The sequence below is a fragment of the Larkinella fluvii genome (genome assembly GCF_051857545.1).
Lineage (GTDB): Bacteria > Bacteroidota > Bacteroidia > Cytophagales > Spirosomataceae > Larkinella.
The window spans coordinates 170,079-189,829 of sequence record NZ_JBPZHB010000008.1; the positions used below are offsets into that span (position 1 = coordinate 170,079).

Consider the following 19,751-nt stretch of genomic DNA (forward strand, 5'->3'; position numbering starts at 1 on the left):
GGGTCTGCCTTGACGTTTTTGCGGAGAACACTCCCCAAAAAGAATAAATTATTATTCTAAGATTCCCATTTTGTGCCTACACGCTATCCTGTACTTACCTGTGTTTACGTACCCGTAAAATAGATCACAATAAGCCAATTCTTAGATTTATCCTATTCCACACCTGCATTCCCTGAATGTCCGTTCGTGGCGTATGCTTGCCTATAACAAAACAAAGAATTTTTAGAAATTACCTGTACAATAATATAAATATTTAATTATTTAACAGTACGATTTGCGGTTTATCTTCTCAGGATTGACGTACCGTTATAGTCAATTCCTTTCCCTATACTGACGATTTCGGATTTGTGACTGAGAATGCAAACGAATCACAAAAGCTTTTTGGAACTGCTCCAGCGCTACATGGATGGCGTCTGCTCATCGGAAGAAAAACAGATGATGGACTACTGGTATAGCTTGCTGGATCAGGATCAGGAAGAAAAAACCGGTAAGCTCTCCAGACAGCAACTGGAAGAACGGTTATGGACAAAAATTCAGCACCGGGTTCAGCGGGAAAATGAATCCGAAAATCACACAATCCATTTCAAATGGTGGCAGCACGACGGATAACGTGCCGCTGCCCAGGACCTATCTTTTTCACTAAACCCAAGACTGATGCGTAAAATTCTCTACCGATGCTCCCGAAAGTGGCCGAACCGATCCTGATCGGCACCGCCATGATTTGAGGTTAGCCCGTCTGGGCAACCACCCCGCTGCCACACAACCAGGCAGCGTGTAAACCGCAAAAAAAGTATCCATTGTTCTACTTCCTTAACAAAAAAGCAATGAAAAAACGCTTACAATTCATACCCATACCGGGTACTTTCATTCGGGCTTCGTTCCTGCTGTGCCTGCTGATGCTGGCCGTAACGAGTCTGTATGCGAATGAAAATATCCCGCTCGACCGGACCGTTACCGGCACCGTTAAAGATGAAAAAGGCGAAGGTCTGCCGGGTGTCAGCGTCGTGCTGAAAGGCTCTACCAAAGGAACCTCTACCAACGCCGATGGCAGCTACCGTCTGGATGTTCCGGAAAACAACGCGACCCTGATTTTCTCCTTTGTGGGGTATCTGTCGCAGGAAGTGGCCGTCGGCAACCGGACCCGGGTCGATGTGCAACTTTCCGTAGGCGACCGCTCCCTCGATGAAGTGGTCGTGGTGGGGTATGGTTCGCAGCGGAAACAGGATATTACCTCCGCCGTATCGGTCATCAATATGAAAGACATCGGCGAACAGCCGGCCAACAACATGAACCAGATGTTGCAGGGCCGGGCCGCCGGGGTCGTTGTGAAGCAGAAAAGCGGAACACCCGGCGGTACCTTCGAGGTGCGCGTACGGGGGGTTGGTTCGCTGGGTGCGGGCAGTAATCCCCTGTATGTTGTCGACGGATTTGCCGTTGGAACGGACATTGGACCGAACCTGAACCCCAATGATATTGAAAGCATCTCGGTATTGAAAGATGCCGCATCGACGGCCATTTACGGAGCTCGGGGCTCGAATGGAGTGGTTCTGATTACGACCAAAAATGCCAAAGAAGGAAAAACCAATATCAATTTTTCACTGGATTACGGGATTCAGACCCTGCCCGACTCCCGGCGGGTGAAAATGCTGAATGGCGTAGAATTTGCCCAGTTTAAAAAGGAAATCTTTGAAGATCAGATTCGTATCCTGCAGAAACGGGAGCCAACACTGGAAGAGGTGCCGATCGGTTTCCGCTATCCGGAACAGACGAAATACTCAACCGACTGGTATGGCCTGATCCTGAACAACAACGCGCCCTACACCGATGCCAACCTGACGATTTCGTCCGGTCAGGGTCCCCTCAAGGCACTGTTGTCGGTCGGCTATTACAAGGAAGATGGCGTCGTGAAGCATACGGATTACGACCGGATCTCGGTGCGCTCCAACCTGGGCGGACAGGTCAACAAGTTCATCAATGTAGGTTTGAACATCAACGGAACCTATACCCGGCAAAACCAGGCAAACACGAATGGCCGGAGTGCCTTGCTGGGCGGTGCGCTGCTGATGGACCCGCGGGATACGCCCTACAATGCCGACGGGAGTCTAAAACCGTATAGCAACGGCGTCGATGGTGTTTTTGGCTTTCCGAACCCGCTGTATGTGCTGGAAAACGTACTTCGCAGAAGAAGCATTGCCGACCTGCTGACCAACGCGTTTGTCGAGGTATCGTTTCTGAAAAATTTCAAGTTCAGAACCTCGGCTAACGTCAAGTTGAACAACAACACGTACAAGGAATATATTCCGTCTACCATCGGTCTTTCCGTAGCATCCGGTACGGCTGGCGCCCCTCCGCGGATTGCCACCTCAACCAATACGACCGAAGAACTGGTCAACTACTCGCTGGATCAGTTGCTAACGTATAACCCCCAAATTGGCGATCAGCATTCCCTTGACTTTCTGGTCGGCTACACGGCTCAGCAGGAGCGGGTGCGCGGGTTTTCCGGCACCGGAAATACGTTCCCCGATGACCTGGTTCCCTATTTAGGAGCGGCCTCCATCCGGTCTTCCAATTCGTACGAATTCGGCTGGGTCAACCTGGCCGCACTGGCCCGGGCAAACTACTCGTTCAAAGACAAATACCTTTTCTCGGCCTCGTTCCGCCGGGAAGGAAGCTCCCGGTTTGGGGCCAAAAACAAGTACGGGACGTTCCCGGCCGCTTCGATCGGCTGGCGGGTAACGGAGGAATCGTTTATGCCGAAAAACGACTGGCTAACCGACCTGAAACTGCGCGCCAGCTTTGGGGTGACGGGAAACAACGACATCGGTAACTACCCGAGCTTAGCGTTCGTAGGGGCCAACAACTACATTTTGGGCAACTCCTTCGCAGCCGGTAAAGTGGTAAGTTCGTTTGCCAACTCCGAACTGAAGTGGGAAAAATCGAACCAGTTGGATATCGGGATGGACCTGGCCCTGTTTAATAACAAGCTGACGTTGAATCTCGAATACTACAAGAAGATTACCAACGACATGCTGCTGCCGATTTCGATTCCGGCCGTATCCGGTTTTACCACCAGTTTGGCCAACATCGGGAAAGTACAGAACAAAGGGGTTGAAATCGGGGCTGATTTCCGGACCAACATCGGGGCGGTTAATTTCCGGACCAATGCCAACATCACCTTCAACCGCAGCAAAATCCTGGAAATCAAAGGCGCGAACGACATGCTCTGGTATGGTGGTTTCTACGGTGGCTACAACGTTCAGAAAGTGGGTCGCCCCATCGGGATGATCTATGGTTACCGGAAGTTGGGCATTTTCAACACCCAGGCTGAAATCGATGCCGCTCCGAAACAGGATGGTGCCATTCCGGGTGCCATGAAGTTCTTCGATGCCACCGGCGACGGCGTGATTTCTTACGACACCCAGGACATGGTGGAAATCGGCAACCCGAATCCGGCCTTCAACTGGGCCTGGACCGTGGCCGCCGACTACAAACGGTTTGACGTGAACGTTCTCTTTGTGGGTGCCCACGACTTCGATGTGTATCGGAATATCGAGGCTTCGACCATGAACATGGACGGCGTTTTCAACGTGCTCGATAAAGCGAAAGACCGCTGGCGGTCACCCGAAAATCCGGGTTCCAACCCGAACGCGAAAAACTCGCAAGGTGGTACCAGTTACTTCAAATGGTCGCGGGAGAGCAGCGAACGGTATGTGTATGACGGCAGCTATGTCTGGCTGAAAACCGTCACGCTGGGTTATACTCTGCCCAAAGTCAAATCGGTGCTGAGCGATGCCCGGATTTTCGTGACGGCGAACAACCTGTTCCTGTTTACCAAATACCCCGGAAACAACCCGGATGCCGGTGTTCGGGGTGGAACCGAACTCAACAACGACGATGAGTCGTATCCGATTCCGAGAACGTTTGCCGCTGGTCTCAAACTGAACTTTTAATTGACACAGACATGAAAAAAATAACGGTTATAGGTACAATTCTGCTTAGCATAGCCCAGTTTTCGTGCTCGGATGATATGCTGGTAACGACCGATCCCACCCGGATTGGTGCCGACCTTTTTTACAAAGACGAAACGCAGTTGTTGCAGGCCCTGAATGGTGTCTACGGTCAGTTGCAGGGCATTACTAATACGGCCTACATCTTTCAGGAATTTCCGTCGGACAACACCACCCTCGACTTCAACCCGCTCGATCGCGGGGGGGCGGCTGGTTGGGAAGCCTTCGAGTTTTCGACCGTCAATCAGGGAAATGGTGAAATTTCCAACCTCTGGAACCAGTACTATTCCATGATGTACAACATCAACTATGCGCTGGAGAAAATTGCGGGAAGCACGGTCGATGCTGCCATCAAAGCCCCCATCGAAGGCCAGTTGAAGTTTATCAGAGCCTACGGCTACTTCAATCTGGTGCAGTATTTTGGCGATGTCGTGCTGGTCACCCAGACACTGGCCAACCCGGATGCGGCCTTTGACCTGACGCGTTCTCCACAGGCTGAAGTCTGGGCGCAGATTGAAAAAGACCTGAAAGAAGCCGTTGCCGTTCTACCGGCTACCTATCCGGCGGCTCAACTGGGCCGGGTCACGAAAGGGGCTGCGCTGAGTCTGTTGGGCAAATCGTATCTGACCCAAAAGAAATACGCCGATGCTGTCACGACGCTGAAACAGGTGACCGGTTACACGTTAAATCCGCTGTATGCCGACAATTTCAATCCGGCCAGAAAAAACGGCCCCGAATCCATTTTCGAGATTCAGTACCAGGGCGGTAATGACCTCGGCGAGTGGAGCAACTTTGCCTATGTCTTTGCACCCCGGCTGTCGGCAGGTGCCGTAACCGGTTTTGCCAATACGCCCCCCGCGGGTCGGAACATTCCGACCAACGACATGATCGCGGCCTACGAAACCGGCGACTTGCGCAAAGATGTTTCGCTAAAAACCAGCTATACGCTGGGTGGCAAGGAATTCGCCATCCCGTACGTCATCAAGTTTACGCATCCCCACACGATTACGGGCCGGACGGACAACAACTGGCCGGTGTTGCGGTATGCCGACGTGCTGCTGATGCTGGCCGAGTCGATCAACGAAGCCACCGGACCTTCGGCAGAAGCGTTCGATTACCTGAATCAGGTGCGCAAACGGGCGGGTCTGGCGGCCAAAACGGGTCTGGATAAAGTAGCCCTCCGCGATGCGATCATGAAAGAGCGCCGGGTGGAACTGGCGTTTGAAAACCACCGCTGGTTCGATTTGCGGAGAACGAAAACGCCCGCCGAACTGACCGCTTTCATGAACGCCTATGGTGCGAAAGAAAAAGCAAAACCGACTGTCGACCGGGGTGGTATTGCGTTCAACGCGCTGGATTATGTGTTTGCCGACAACGAGTATTACCTCCCGATTCCGGCCCCACAGATTCTGATCAGCAGCAAACTGACTCAAAATCCGGGGTACTAAAGGAAAGTGCAGGATAGTTAATCGTAAAAAATGCACCTTATTGGACGGAATACTGTTAAAGTAGGATTGATCCGTGCAGTAAGGTGCATTTCCTATACAACCCTCAACTAATCCCTATTACAAAGTGACCATTTTGACAGAATCCTTTTGGCTTTGGCAGTTTCTGGGTCGTCTGCATCCGCTGATCGTCCACTTTCCGGTCGGTTTGCTCTGCGTGGCTCTGTTGCTGGAAATCATTGGCTGGTCCCGCAAGTCCAACGATATGCGGTCCGGTATTACGGCCCTGGTGTGGATCGGTGCCATCAGTTCGGTAGTGGCCGCGGTCTTTGGGCTCATTTTGATCAACCAGGAAGAATACGGCGGAGACACCGTCACCATCCACCAGTGGTCGGGGCTTACCACCATGGCCCTGGCACTTGTCACCGGTTTCGCACTCCGTTCGGGCCGACTGGCGTTGTACCGGAGCCTGCTGTTTCTAACGGTTTTCGGCGTCAGCATTGCCGGCCATTACGGCGCTTTGCTGACCCACGGCGAAGATTATTTGACCAGCGTTTTGCCCTTCGGCAAGGACGCGAAAGCCCCCTCGACGACGGATCCGAATCTGGCCTTCATCAGCAATACCAATCAACCGCTAACCGACAAGCAGATCGAGGACCTGAACCTGGAAGTCCGGTCGATTCTTGCCCACAATTGCTACAGTTGCCACAGTGCGACCAAAACCAAAGGAGAACTGCGGCTGGATAAGAAAGAATTGCTCTTCAAAGGGGGCGAAAACGGCGTTATTCTGAAGGCCGGCCACCCCGAAGAGAGCGACATGATCCGGCGGGTCAAGCTCCCGGCGGGTCACGATGACGCCATGCCCACCAAAGGCAAGCGACTGACGGACAAAGAAATAGCGATCCTCGAATTCTGGATCAAACAAGGTGCCCCCTGGCCCAGCGGTGCCGAAAAAAGCATTTACCGCGTGGCCGCTCTGGAACCCCGCATGCCCGCGATTCCGGCCGTTACCGGCGATCTGACCAACCCGGTCGACCGGTTTGTCAACGTCTATTTCCAGAAGAATAAAGTGGCCTGGAAAACCGTTGTCGACGACCGCACCTACCTGCGCCGGGTATATCTGGACGTAGTGGGATTGCTGCCAACGCCCGACAAAATTGCCTCCTTCACGGCGGATACCCGCCCGAACAAGCGGGAAATTCTGGTGACCGAACTGCTGAACCGCAACGAAGACTATGCCCAGCACTGGCTCACGTTCTGGAATGATGCGCTGCGCAATGACTACTCCGGAACCGGTTACATCACCAAAGGACGCTTCGACATTACGAAGTGGCTCTACAGTTCCCTCAAAACGAATAAACCGTACAACCAGTTTGTGCGCGAGCTGATCAGCCCGACCGAAGAATCGGCCGGCTTTATCAAGGGCATCAAGTGGCGCGGAACGATCAACTCGAGCCAGAGTACTGAAATGCAGGCGGCCCAGAACGTGTCGCAGGTGTTGCTGGGCCTGAACCTGAAGTGCGCTTCGTGCCACGACAGTTTCATCAGCGACTGGAAACTGGCCGACGCCTATGCCTTCGCCAACGTGTTCTCCGATACAACACTGGAAATTCACCGCTGCGACAAACCGACGGGCAAAATGGCCGGCACGGGCATTTTGTTCAAGGAACTGGGAACCATCAACGGAAAAGCCCCCACCGAACAGCGGCTCCGCGAACTGGCCGAGTTTATGGTGCAACCGAAAGACGGTCGGCTCTACCGGACACTCGTGAACCGGATTTGGGCGCAGTTGATGGGCCGTGGTCTGGTCGAGCCGGTCGATATGATGGACAACGAACCCTGGAGTCAGGATTTGCTGGACTGGCTGGCGTCTGATTTTGCGGCCAGCAACTACGACATCAAGCGGTTGATGACCACCATTCTGACCTCGAAAACCTACCAGTTGCCATCCATCAGCGTGAAAGATCCGGCCCTGCTCACCGCGCCGACCTTCGTATTCGAAGGCATGGTGCGCCGTCGGCTGTCGGCCGAGCAGTTTGCCGACGCCGTCAGCATTGCCTTCAACCCGGTTTACGGGGATTCTTCCCTGGCTACCAAGCTTTTGCCGGAAACCATCAAGCAGGAAATTCCCTTCCCGCGGGCGTCTCTGGTGAAGAACGACCCTTTCCTGACGGCTTTGGGACGGCCCAACCGCGAAACCGTCAGCACCAGCCGAACCTCGCAGGCCAACCTGTTGCAGGCACTGGAGTTGACCAACGGGGCCAAGTTCAACGACGCGCTGAAAAAAGGCGCGCAGATCTGGAAAGCCAAATATCCGTCGTCGGACCTAATCGTTAAAGAACTTTACCGAAACGCTCTGGGGCGCGAACCACAACCGAAGGAACTGGCGGTTGCCGAAAAAATTGTGGGTAAAACCCCGAGTATCGAAGGCATCCAGGATTTGGTCTGGGCCATTAGCTTACACCCTGAATTTCAGTTGATCAATTAAAACCCACGAAATCTGTTAGGTCTTGGAGACCTAACAGGTTTTAAAATAGAACACCATGAAGAACAGTTGGAACAGACGGGAATTTCTGCAACGCGCCAGTGCCGCTACAATGGCGGCACTGGCGGCAGGCGCTCCCATGGCAAGCCTCCTGTCAGGCTGTAAAACCAAGAAAATCGGCCAGACCGACGGAACCGCCGACACGGTTATCCTGCTTTGGATGGCCGGTGGCATGGCCCATACCGAAACGTTCGACCCGAAGCGGTATACGCCTTACGAAAAAGACATGGAGGGCAACCGGGTCCTGAGTACGTTCAAATCGGTTCCTACGGTTTTGGACGGCATTCATTTCTCGGAAGGACTTCAATCCATCGGCAAGGTGATGGACAAAGGGACGCTGATTCGCTCGTATGTCTCGGCCGACCTGGGACACATTCTGCACTCGCGTCACCAGTACCACTGGCACACCTGCTACGAACCACCCCAAACGGTGGCGGCTCCGCACATCGGCTCCTGGATTGCCAAGGAACTGGGACCTAAAAACCCGGTAATTCCCGCCTTCATCGACATCGGCCAGCGGTTTACGGTGGGCGAAGCGGAAGAACTGAAGGCGTTTCATACCGCCGGTTTTCTGGGGAATGAGTTCGGTCCCTTCTTCATTCCCGACCCCAGCCAGGGTCTGGAAAGCGTCCGGCCACCGGTGGGCATGAACGCCAGCCGGTTCGAGCGTCGCAACCAGCTTTACAACGACCTGGTGAGCAACAGTCCGATTGGGGAGTTTGGCAGCGATTACCAGAAAGAATCGCTCAAAAGGTCGATGGAACAAGCGTATATGCTGCTGAATTCGCCGGAAGCCAAGGCGTTCGACCTCAGCACCGAGCCGAAGGAAAGTTATGACATTTACAACACCGGCAAGTTTGGGCTGGGGTGTCTGCTGGCGCGTCGGCTGACGGAACAAGGCGCCCGGTTTATCAGCGTAACCACTGAATACGAACCGTTTAAAGGATTCGATACGCACGAAAACGGCCACACCCGGATGGCCGATATGAAAAAGTTGATCGATGGTCCCATTGCTCAACTCATCAAGGATCTGGACAAAACCGGGCATCTGGACCGGACGATGGTAATTCTGGCCAGCGAGTTCAGCCGCGACATGATGGTGGAAGGCCGCCCCGGCGAAAAAGTGAAGGAGCAGGTCAACCAGCCGGATATTCTCTCCGACATGAAATTCTACGGAATGCACCGCCACTTTACCGACGGAGCCTCCGTGCTCATGTTCGGTGGCGGTATCAAAAAAGGGTTTGTATACGGAAAAACCGCCGACGAACGGCCCTGCAAAAGCATCGAGAATCCGGTCAAAATTGATGGCATTCACCAGACCATCTACCACGCCCTGGGCATTGCACCGGACACCCAGTACGAAATCGAAAAACGACCGTTCTACACCACCCCTGACGGAAAAGGGAAAGCCGTCATGGAGTTACTCACCTGATACACGGCGTTCTTTTACGCGAATCCTGAGCCTTCGGGATTCGCGTAAAAAATCCCTTCAGCTAAAAAAACAGGCTTTTTTACTCAAAACAGTAGAGTAAAGGATAGTCATTGGCCTGTCTTTTTGTTAATTGAACTAATTTTATAAATACTTGCAATTTGCTCATTCAATTAATTGGATGATAGTGATTTTTCCGCGTGATTTAATCACGCTTTGCCAAGACCATCCTTATAACCTGAAATGTACATTCAACCACTTACTACCATGTCTTAAACCCGTTAGAAAACCCATGATCCGGAATCGCATTGGTTTCAGCGACCGGACCGATGCCAGACAAACGTATTTTTTGAACCCTGGGACTTCGAGATCCCTAAACCTTCCAACATCTCTATTATGAAAAAATGCATTACCTCATTGGGCAACTCCCAACGCTATGCAAAACGGCTCCTGGTACCGTGCCTGTTTGCCAGCTTATTCACCTCGCCTGCCTGGGCCAATCCCGACGGCAACAAGAATGGCCCGGAAAGCCGGTCGACGATCAACCGGGAAGTTCTTCTGGCCGATGTTACCGGTACGGTAACCGATGAAGCCGGCACCGGCTTGCCGGGTGTCAACGTTGTGGTAAAAGGTTCCAGCTCCGGAACGACCACCGATGCCGAAGGGCGGTTTAAAATCTCCGTACCCAACGAAAGAGCCGTTCTGGTGTTCAGTTCGGTGGGGTATCTGAAACAGGAAATCACCGTTGGAAGCCAGACCAGCCTGACGATCAAACTGGTTCCGGATGACCAGACGCTGTCGGAAGTCGTCGTCGTGGGTTACGGTAGCCAGTTGAAGAAAGAAGTAACCGGTGCCGTTCAAACCGTTACGGCAAAAGAACTCAAAGACATTCCGGTTTCGCAGATCACCCAAAAATTGCAGGGTCGTCTGGCCGGGGTTCAGATCAACCAGGCCACCGGTAAACCGGGCCAGGGAATGTCGGTTCGGATTCGGGGTCAATTGTCGGTTTCGGCCGGTAGCGAACCCCTGTATGTGGTCGACGGCTTCCCTATTACCGGGAGCATTGGCGCCATCAACCCGGATGAAATTGAAGATATCTCCGTTCTGAAAGACGCTTCATCGACTTCGCTATACGGTTCGCGGGCAGCCAACGGCGTGGTGCTGATCACGACCAAACGCGGAAAGGTCGGCCAGACCAACATCAGCTTCAACGCTTTCGCCGGTGTGCAGCAGGTGCCGGAACGGGGTCGGATCAAAATGCTGAATGCCGTTGAATTTGCGCAGTTCAAAAAGGAATTCTACGAAGACATGAACCAGGCGGTTCCGGTTGAATTCCAGAATCCGTCGCAATATGAAGGCAAAGACAACGACTGGTACGGTGCCTTGCTGCGGACCGCACCCGTTCAGAGCTACAACCTCACCATTACGTCCAATACGGAAAAATCCAGAACCGCCATTGTGGGTGGGATTTTCAACCAGGAAGGGGTCGTTCTGAATAACAAGTACCTGCGCTATTCGCTGCGGATGAATACGGATTACGACATCTCCCCGAAAGTACGCGTCGGGTTCAACATCGCTCCGCAGTACGTTTTTGACAACACGCCCCGCACCGACGGTGACCGCGGAACCGGGATTTTGTTCAACGCCCTGCACACCTGGCCGGTGATGCCCATTCGGGATGCCAACGGCGTACTGACCAAGTTCAACCAGTTTCCGGGCAGCACGGGGAACATCTTTGCCTACCCGAACTGGGTGCGCGCTGCGGAAGAGTTGGTCAACGAAACCAAGCAGACCAAGTTGCTGAGCAATGCGTATGCTCAGTACAGCCCGATCAAAGGGTTGAATCTGAAATCGACCATCAACATTGAGTATGAAAACAACAAGTTCTTCTTCTTCAACCCGTCGACAGCCACCAGCGCCATCAACGTACCGATTCCGACCACGGCGGTCTCGATCCGGCAAAGCCTGGAAAACATCGGCTGGCTGAACGAAAATACGGCGACGTATTCGCGGGCGTTCGGCGATCATAACTTCGAGGTGCTGGGTGGTTTTACCAATCAACGCTACCGCCAGGAATTCTCCCGGATTCAGGCCGACACCTACGCGGATGACCGGCTGCCAACCATCCAGGGCGCACTCAACATCAACCGGGGCGGCACCCAAAACGGGATCAACGAATGGACGCTGACCTCGCTGCTGTCGCGGTTGAACTACAACTACAAAGGCAAATACCTGTTTACGGCTTCGATCCGTCGGGATGGTTCGTCGCGATTCGGTGCAAACAACCGCTGGGGTACGTTCCCATCCGTTTCGGCGGGATGGGTCATTTCGGATGAAGATTTCCTGAAAAGCACCCCACAGATTTCGTTTGCCAAACTGCGGGCCAGCTACGGGGTGATCGGGAACAACAACATCGGTAACTACACCCAGTATGCCCTGGTCAACAACACCGTCAACGCCGTATTTGGCAATACCGTTGCTACCGGTGCCGTCGTTACCTCACTGGCAAACGCAAATCTGGGCTGGGAAACCACCAAGCAGTTGGATTTAGGGCTGGACCTGGGATTATTCAACGACCGGATTCAGTTTACCTATGACTATTATCAGAAGAACACCACCAACCTGCTGTACAGCGTTCAGATTCCGCAGGAAGCCGGCTTCGGGAACTTCTTTGACAACATTGGTGAAATTAAATTCTGGGGTCATGAATTTGCGCTGAACACCCGCAACACCGAGGGCAAACTGAAGTGGACGACCAATGCCAATATCTCCTTCAACCGCAATGAGGTTGTCGCTCTGGCTCCGGGCATCGACCGGGTCTATGGAACCTTCCACATCACGCAGGTGGGACAACCCTTCGGTCAGTTCTATGGACTGCAAAAAGAAGGATTTTACCGGAGTGCCGAAGAACTCGCCAATTCGCCGATCATTCCGGGCCGCTCGGCCATCGGGACCATCAAAATGAAAGACGTCAATGGCGATGGGGTCATTACCTACGGTGGTGATGCCGATGACCGGACCATCATCGGTACGCCGTTCCCGAAATTCACCTACGGTATTGTCAACAACCTGACCTACGGAAACTGGGACCTGGCGATCGTTGGCTCCGGCTCGTATGGCAATCAGCTTTGGATTCGTCACCTCTACAGCACGGCCAATCTGGACGGTGTTTTCAACATGGTAGCGGGGGTGAAAGACCGTTTCCGGGTTAAAAATGTAACAAATGCCGCTGGTCAGGGCGTGGCTACGACCGTGATCACGGAAGGAAACGGCATGTTTGGCGCGACGAACAATGGCGGTAACTTCACCGGAGTTGAACGCGACTGGAACAGTTCACACTTCCTGGCCGATGCCTCGTTCTTCACGATCAAGAACATCACACTGGGCTACAACATGGGCGCGGTCAATAAGTTTTTCAAATCCGCCCGGATCTATGCCTCCGTTCAGCAGGTGTACGTCTTCACGAAATACTGGGGTGGCCCAAACCCGGAAACCAGTGCGCAGGGGGATGGCAACGGCGATGGCGGAAACCTCAGCCAGGGTGTCGATCTCTCGAACTACCCGGTTCCGCGTACCTATACGCTGGGTGTTAACCTGAATTTTTAAAAGACAAAATTCAGATCAACTTTCGACCATCTTTATCTCCTTTACCGGAATGAAAAAAACATTCATACTCTTTGGTCTTCTGGGGCTTCTATCGACGGGCTGCCAGGACGATTTTCTATCGGTCGTTCCCGAAACAAGTCTGAGTTCGGCCACCTTCTTCAAATCACAGGCCGATTTTCAGCAGGCTGTCAATGCGGCCTATGTGCCGCTGCGGCAAATCAACAACGAACGGGCCTGGGTGTTGGAAGAAATGCACTCCGACAACACCTACTACGCCCGGAACATTCTGTTTGGTGCGGTAGACAATACCGAAAACGTGGCCGACTTTGCCATCCCAACGGCCAATGGAGTAACCGCCAACGACAACGTTCTGGTGATTTACCGGCTTTATTTTCAGATCGTTGCCCGCACCAACCAGATTCTGGCCCTGATCGATGGCGTGGAATTCGATGCCGCTGTTAAAAGCAATCTGAAAGGACAGGCGCTGTTTCTGAGATCGTACGCGTATTTTGAACTGGCCCGCCTGTTCGGAAAAGTACCGCTGCATTTAACGCCGGTTACGGGCCGCGAAGAAGCCGCCCTGCCCCTTGCTACGACTGACCAGCTCTACGCCCAGGTGGAAAAAGATGCGACGGAAGCGGGGAGCTTGCTGCCGAACAAAGCTACTCAGGAAGCCGGCCGGGCCACTTCCGGAGCGGCTAAAACGGTTCTGGCCAACCTCTACATCGTTCAGAAGAAATGGGCACAAGCCGAAACCGTGCTGAAGGATGTTATAGCCAACGGTGGCTACGCCCTCGTTCCAGACTATGCCAACACCGTTTCTACGACCACTGCCAACAAGAACAATTCGGAGTCGATCTTCGAAGTGCAGTATATGGAAGGGGCTGCGGGTTTCAATGGCAACCAAATTTACCGCTTTATTCCTGCGCCCATTACGATCGCCGAGTTGGCTCCGATAACCGGCACTTCGAATCCGCAGGCGATTTCGGGCGAAAACAACAACATTCCGACCCCCGACCTCATCGCGGCTTATGAAACCGGCGACAAACGGAAGGATCTTTCCATCGGTTATGTTACCCTGAGCCAGAGTCAGCGGGAGAACAAGGTGTATCCGTACATTAAAAAATACGCAAAAACGCACTCGGTTCACAACAACACCGGCCAGAACTGGCCCGTTTACCGCTATGCCGAAGTGATCCTGTTTATGGCAGAAGTATTGAACGAACAGGGAAAAACCGCCGAAGCGGCTCCCTTCCTGAACCAGATCCGGACGCGGGCGGGGCTACCCGCAACCACAGCCGCTAACCAGACGGCCATGCGGGAAGCCATTTTCAAAGAACGTCGGGTCGAACTGGCTTTTGAAAACAAACGCTGGTTCGATCTGGTCCGGACGGGCCGGGTCAAGGAAATCATCGGTGCGCATGGTGCCCGGGTGAAAGCCAATCCGCTGGATTATTATTTTCCGAAAGGGGCCGTTCCTCCGCCAAATGCCTTCACGGTTCTGGACGACTACTATCCCCTTCCGGCCGTCGAAGCGGCTTTGACTCCGCACTTTTAAGATTGGTTATTCTGCCGGTTTCAGAAGTGAAACCGGCAGAATAATTCACAGTACGCTTGACCTGAATGTTGTTGGTGCTTTCTTTTTTATTCAATCAGTAAGAAGGCTTTTCTTTTACCTTATTACACCACGGTTTAGCCACCGGGGAATACGTTCAACGCCAAACCCGAAATAAGCCGGAGCCGCGAGGCCCATTTTATCAAGTCAGCAGTATCGTATAGAATTGAACCATCTCGCAGAACTCAAACCGAGAGAAAAGAATAAAGATCAAAGAATAAAGACATTTTCCTCGTCCTGGATTCAAGTCTCTTTTCTCTTGACTAAAATCTTTACTCTGGTCTTCAAACTCAACGGCTTTGCCCGACGTCCGGGTCGACAAGCATTTTTTACTGTATAAACCCTAATTACTTATGTTTTCTACGTACAGATCGGTCAAGTTAATGCTATCGGTCTCGGCACTTGCTCTGGTGGGCGCTTCGTGGGTCGGTTTAAACTACCCGGAAACGAACCGGCAGGGGGCCGAAAGTCCGAAGGTCGACAAACTAAAACTACTGCCCGGTTTCAAGGCAGAACATTTGTACAGCCCTTCCGAAAATAACCAGGGCTCCTGGGTTTCGATGACATTCGACGACAAAGGGCGTATGATCACTTCCGATCAATATGGTGGACTTTTCCGGCTCAAAATTCCGGCCATCGGTTCCGGTTCGACCAAACCAACCGTCGAAAAACTCAGCGTTGGCAAGGATACATTAGGAATGGGTTACGCGCAGGGGCTGCTGTATGCGTTCAACAGCCTCTATGTCATGGTCAACAACCGGTCGAACCCCCGGTTTCCTAAATCCAGCGGTTTATACCGCTTGCAGGATACCGACAACGACGATCAATTCGACAAGGTAACCCTGCTAAGAGAATTGAAAGGGGAAGGCGAACACGGTCCGCACAGCATCGTGTTGTCACCCGATAAAAAATCACTGATTGTGGTGGCGGGTAACCACACCGACGTCCCCCCGATGGATGCGTACCGGCTTCCTTCCAACTGGAAAGAGGATAACCTGTTTCCGCTCATCAAAGACCCACGCGGCCACGCCAACGACCGAATGGCCCCCGGCGGCTGGGTCGCCACAACCGACCCCGAAGGCAAGCGATGGGAACTGCTCGGAGCCGGTTTCCGGAACGAGTTCGATGTGGCATTTAACGAAAACGGTGATATGTTCACCTACGATTCGGACATGGAGTGGGATTTTGGCACGCCCTGGTACCGCCCGACCCGGATTTGCCACGTTTCCAGTGGGGCCGAATTTGGCTGGCGTACCGGGAATAGCAAATGGTTACCCGGCAATCCGGACAACTTACCGCCCTTGCTGAACATTGGTCAGGGTTCGCCGACCAACGTATTCTACGGAGCGAATGCGAAGTTTCCGCAAAAATACCGCCAGTCCCTGTACGCGTTCGACTGGAGTTTCGGAATCATCTATTCCATTCATCTGAAACCGAAAGGAGCAACCTACGAGGGCGAACGGGAAGAATTTATCTCGGGCTCACCACTTCCGCTCACGGATGGTTCGATTGGCCCCGATGGTGCCATGTATTTTCTGGTGGGCGGTCGCCGGCTGGAGTCCGATCTGTACCGGGTTTATTACAACGGCTCCGAGTCCACTTCGACCACCCCGCTCACACCAACCGTTACGGCTGAGCATAAACTCCGGACCAGTCTGGAACAATACCACCTGGAGCCCAACCCCGCAGCACTGGCAGCCGCCTGGCCCCACCTGAGCCACCCGGACCGGTTTGTTCGCTATGCGGCCCGGATTGCGGTTGAACACCAGCCCGTAGCCCAATGGCAGGAAAAAGCCCTCAGCGAAACGAATCCGCAACGTGCCACGCAGGCGATTGTCGCTCTGGCGCGGCAAGGCAGTGAATCCGCCAAAAGCGGAGCCATCAATACCTTGTTGAAAATTAACTTCGCTCAACTTCCGGAGTCGCAACAATTTGACGTTCTGCGGGCATTTGAATTGATTTTCCTGCGGATGGGTGCGCCGACCGACGCCGACAAAGCCAAAGTTATTGCGTACCTAAATCCTCATTATCCGGCCAAAACCGCGTTAATGAACCGGGGTTTGAGTAAGGTACTGATCTACCTGGAAGCGCCGGGCGTAGTTGCCAAAACCTTGGCGTTGATGGACAAAAAAGACGAGCCGGGTATGGCCGATCTCAATCTGACCCCTGCGACGGCCTCTTCGGACCTCATTCTACGCAACCCCCAGTACGGACTGGATATTGCCAAAATGCTGGAAAAGGTACCACCGCTGCAACAGACCTATTACGCCGTCATGTTGAGCCGCCAGGAAACCGGCTGGACCCCTGAACTGCGGAACAAGTATTTCACGTGGTTTGGCAATGCCTTCAAATACCAGGGCGGTCGCAGCTATGTAGGCTTTATCGACCGGGCCCGGAAACTGGCGCTGGCACATGTTCCCAAAGATCAGTTTGACAAATACAACAAAATGTCGGGAGCGGATTTGTTAACGACGAACGGGAATGATCTGGCAATGGGCTACGCTCCCAAAGGGCCGGGTCGGCGCTGGCAGCTCGACGACGCTGTTGCGGCTGTCGGGACGGAATTGACGGGACGGAATTTCGAAGAAGGCAAAAAAATCTACGGGGCCGTTCTGTGCAGCCGTTGCCACTCGATTCAGGGTTCGGGCGGTGACATTGGCCCGGATCTGACGCAACTCGGCACCCGGTTTTCGAACAAGGACATGCTGGAAGCGATCATCAACCCGAACAAAGCGGTTTCCGATCAGTATGCGTCCACGATCTATTACCTGAAAAACGGACAGTCGGTGTTGGGGCGGCAGCTTTCGGAAGACAAGACCAGCTACACCATTTCGCAGAATCCGTTTGCGCCGGATCAGACCCGGAAAATTCTGAAGAAAGACGTAACCTCCACCAAGTATTCCACCGAATCGGTCATGTTACCGGGTCTGATCAACAGCTTGAACCCGGAGGAACTGAAAGACTTGATGGCGTATCTGAAAGCCGGTGGCAACCCTGAAAATCCCGTCTACAAAGGCGGAACCGGGGCGGCAAAAGGTGATAAGTAACAGCTTAACGCCCCTCGATCCCGATGCATCAGGATCGAGGGGCATTATTCGTTCAAGTGTAAAAATTAAAAATGCGATGTTGAAAAAAGCAAAGTATAAATTCCTTCCAGTTGGATTTCTCCTGGCAGCCGTCCTAACCAGCGGTTTGACCACCGGCTGCGTAGGGCAAACGAAGAAAGAAAAGAAAGAGGGTTTCGTAAAAATATTCGACGGTAAATCCCTGAAAGGCTGGGATGGCGACCCGGTTTACTGGAAAGCCGAAAACGGCAATCTGGTGGGTGAAATCACGCCGACCACCCTTCTGAAAACCAACTCCTTCATCATCTGGAAAGGTGGCCAACCGGCGGACTTTGAACTGAAAGGCGAGTTCAACATCACCGAAAGCGGCAACTCCGGCATCAATTACCGCAGCGAGCAACTGACCGACATTCCGTTTGCCCTCCGGGGCTATCAGGCCGACATCGACGGTGCCAACCGCTACACCGGCCAGAATTACGAAGAACGCAAACGGACGACGCTGGCCTATCGCGGCCAGAAAACCACCATCAAGCCGTACACCGGCCCCGCAACGCCGGAAGGAATTCGGTCCAACGTCAGCAAAAATGCCTGGAATGGCCTGACCGTAACCGGTTCGCTGGGTAGTTCCGACTCCTTGAAGACTTTAATTAAGAAGGAAGACTGGAACACGTTTCACCTGATTGTGAAAGGAAATAAGCTGCAGCATTACGTCAACGGGGTTTTGATGAGCGAAGTGACGGACGAAGACACTGTCAACGGAGCCGCCAAAGGCCTCCTGGGCGTTCAGGTACACGTCGGTCCGCCCATGAAAGTGCAATACCGCAACCTGATGCTGAAGCAGTTGTAGATTTTATGGTATTCGGTTTACGGTATTCGGTTTACGGTGGGCTGACGCATGCTAAAAATGCGTCAGCCCACCGTAAACCGAATACCGTAAACCGTAAACAACAAATTGATTTGACACCACCAAACTGGCATAAAAAACTTTCTCATCCAGCCCAATGGGGAGGCATCGAAACCGCCGTGCTCGACAACGGCGCCGGACGAGGCACCCGAATTGCCTGGATCAATACTGGCACCGGACTCCGTTACAAAGTGGTGATCGACCGGGCAATGGACATCGCCGACGCGTTTTACAACCAGCATGGTCTGGCCTGGCTGAGTCATTCCGGGATCACTCCCCCGCAACCGTTTTCGGACAAAGGCATCGACTGGCTCCGAACCTTCAATGGCGGACTGCTCACCACCTGCGGCCTTACGCACGTGGGCGGCCCCGAATCGGATGCCTACGGCGAACGCGGTCTGCACGGTGAAATCAGCAACATTCCCGCCGAAATCGTCTCCATCATTCAGCCCGACCCCGCCCTGGGGAAGCTGGACATGAGCATTACCGGTATCATCCGGCAAACCCGGGTTTTCGGCCCCAGTCTCGAACTTCGGCGCACGATTTCGGGAACGCTCGGCCAGCCGACGATCCGTATTCACGACGAAGTGATCAACCGGGCCAACACCCCGGCCCCGCACATGCTGCTGTACCATTTCAATTTCGGCTGGCCGCTGGTCGATGAAGGAACGGAACTGGTGTGGCAGGGGCCGTGGCAACCCCGCCACCCGGATCAGGAATACAAAATCTTCGTAGCAGGAAACGACTTCAAAAAATGCCCGGCCCCGCTGGACGATCACAGCGGTTTTGGCGAAGAAGTTGCCATCATCGACCCTACGCCGGACGCCGACGGCTGGTGTACCGCCGGGCTCTACAACACCCAACTCGGTTTTGCCTTGTCGATGCGGTTTCAGAAAGCGCAATTGCCCTGGCTGACCAACTGGCAACACTGGGGTGCGGGTGAATACGTAACGGGCATCGAACCGGGAACCCACGCGCCCATGGGACAGGCCAAAGCCCGGGAATTGAACGAATTGATCTTTCTGGCACCGGGCGAAAGCCGCCAGTATGAAGTCGAACTGTCCATTTTGACCGAACAGGACTCCATCACGCGTTTTTTAGGAAAATAAGTTTAGGTAGATTAAAAAGTGACCCT

At 53.4% G+C, this 19,751-nt stretch carries 10 protein-coding genes; all 10 read left to right on the forward strand.

The genetic code is table 11. From position 1 onward, the window contains the following. Positions 1-357: 357 nt before the first annotated feature. The 10 genes from ACS5NO_RS21875 to ACS5NO_RS21920 all read left to right on the forward strand — a co-directional run bounded on the left by ACS5NO_RS21875 (position 358) and on the right by ACS5NO_RS21920 (position 19,725). A complete protein-coding gene (locus tag ACS5NO_RS21875; RefSeq protein WP_439417112.1) occupies positions 358-609 on the forward strand; it encodes a hypothetical protein in 252 nt (83 codons plus the stop codon). Positions 610-896: 287 nt separating this feature from the next. Further along, positions 897-3,950 (forward strand): SusC/RagA family TonB-linked outer membrane protein, encoded by a 3,054-nt coding sequence (locus ACS5NO_RS21880; RefSeq protein ID WP_439417351.1) that lies wholly within the window; start codon positions 897-899, stop codon positions 3,948-3,950. Between the two features lie 11 nt (positions 3,951-3,961). After that, a complete protein-coding gene (locus tag ACS5NO_RS21885; protein WP_439417113.1) occupies positions 3,962-5,455 on the forward strand; it encodes a RagB/SusD family nutrient uptake outer membrane protein in 1,494 nt (497 codons plus the stop codon). Positions 5,456-5,579: 124 nt separating this feature from the next. After that, entirely contained in the window at positions 5,580-7,940 is a 2,361-nt protein-coding gene (locus ACS5NO_RS21890) for a DUF1549 domain-containing protein (RefSeq protein ID WP_439417114.1), read from the forward strand. 55 nt (positions 7,941-7,995) lie between these two features. After that, positions 7,996-9,429 carry a DUF1501 domain-containing protein gene (locus tag ACS5NO_RS21895; RefSeq protein ID WP_439417115.1) on the forward strand — a complete coding sequence of 478 codons (1,434 nt, stop codon included), beginning with the start codon at positions 7,996-7,998 and terminating at the stop codon, positions 9,427-9,429. 393 nt (positions 9,430-9,822) lie between these two features. Continuing rightward, complete coding sequence (locus ACS5NO_RS21900) at positions 9,823-13,032, forward strand: SusC/RagA family TonB-linked outer membrane protein (RefSeq protein WP_439417116.1); 3,210 nt, start codon at positions 9,823-9,825, stop codon at positions 13,030-13,032. Between the two features lie 49 nt (positions 13,033-13,081). Then, a complete protein-coding gene (locus tag ACS5NO_RS21905) occupies positions 13,082-14,590 on the forward strand; it encodes a RagB/SusD family nutrient uptake outer membrane protein (protein WP_439417117.1) in 1,509 nt (502 codons plus the stop codon). Between the two features lie 410 nt (positions 14,591-15,000). Beyond that, positions 15,001-17,694 (forward strand): c-type cytochrome, encoded by a 2,694-nt coding sequence (locus tag ACS5NO_RS21910; protein WP_439417118.1) that lies wholly within the window; start codon positions 15,001-15,003, stop codon positions 17,692-17,694. Positions 17,695-17,770: 76 nt separating this feature from the next. After that, positions 17,771-18,559: a 3-keto-disaccharide hydrolase gene (locus ACS5NO_RS21915; RefSeq protein WP_439417119.1), complete on the forward strand. Its 789-nt coding sequence runs from the start codon at positions 17,771-17,773 to the stop codon at positions 18,557-18,559. A 110-nt stretch (positions 18,560-18,669) separates the two neighbouring features. After that, positions 18,670-19,725: an aldose 1-epimerase family protein gene (locus tag ACS5NO_RS21920; protein WP_439417120.1), complete on the forward strand. Its 1,056-nt coding sequence runs from the start codon at positions 18,670-18,672 to the stop codon at positions 19,723-19,725. Positions 19,726-19,751 lie beyond the last annotated feature (26 nt).

Excerpts from the sequence above, each read along its gene's own strand:
- ACS5NO_RS21875 (WP_439417112.1), top strand. The coding sequence starts at position 358 with ATGCAAACGAATCACAAAAGCTTTTTGGAACTGCTCCAGCGCTACATG.
- ACS5NO_RS21880 (WP_439417351.1), top strand. The coding sequence starts at position 897 with ATGCTGGCCGTAACGAGTCTGTATGCGAATGAAAATATCCCGCTCGAC.
- ACS5NO_RS21885 (WP_439417113.1), top strand. The coding sequence starts at position 3,962 with ATGAAAAAAATAACGGTTATAGGTACAATTCTGCTTAGCATAGCCCAG.
- ACS5NO_RS21895 (WP_439417115.1), top strand. The coding sequence starts at position 7,996 with ATGAAGAACAGTTGGAACAGACGGGAATTTCTGCAACGCGCCAGTGCC.
- ACS5NO_RS21900 (WP_439417116.1), top strand. The coding sequence starts at position 9,823 with ATGAAAAAATGCATTACCTCATTGGGCAACTCCCAACGCTATGCAAAA.
- ACS5NO_RS21905 (WP_439417117.1), top strand. The coding sequence starts at position 13,082 with ATGAAAAAAACATTCATACTCTTTGGTCTTCTGGGGCTTCTATCGACG.
- ACS5NO_RS21910 (WP_439417118.1), top strand. The coding sequence starts at position 15,001 with ATGTTTTCTACGTACAGATCGGTCAAGTTAATGCTATCGGTCTCGGCA.
- ACS5NO_RS21915 (WP_439417119.1), top strand. The coding sequence starts at position 17,771 with ATGTTGAAAAAAGCAAAGTATAAATTCCTTCCAGTTGGATTTCTCCTG.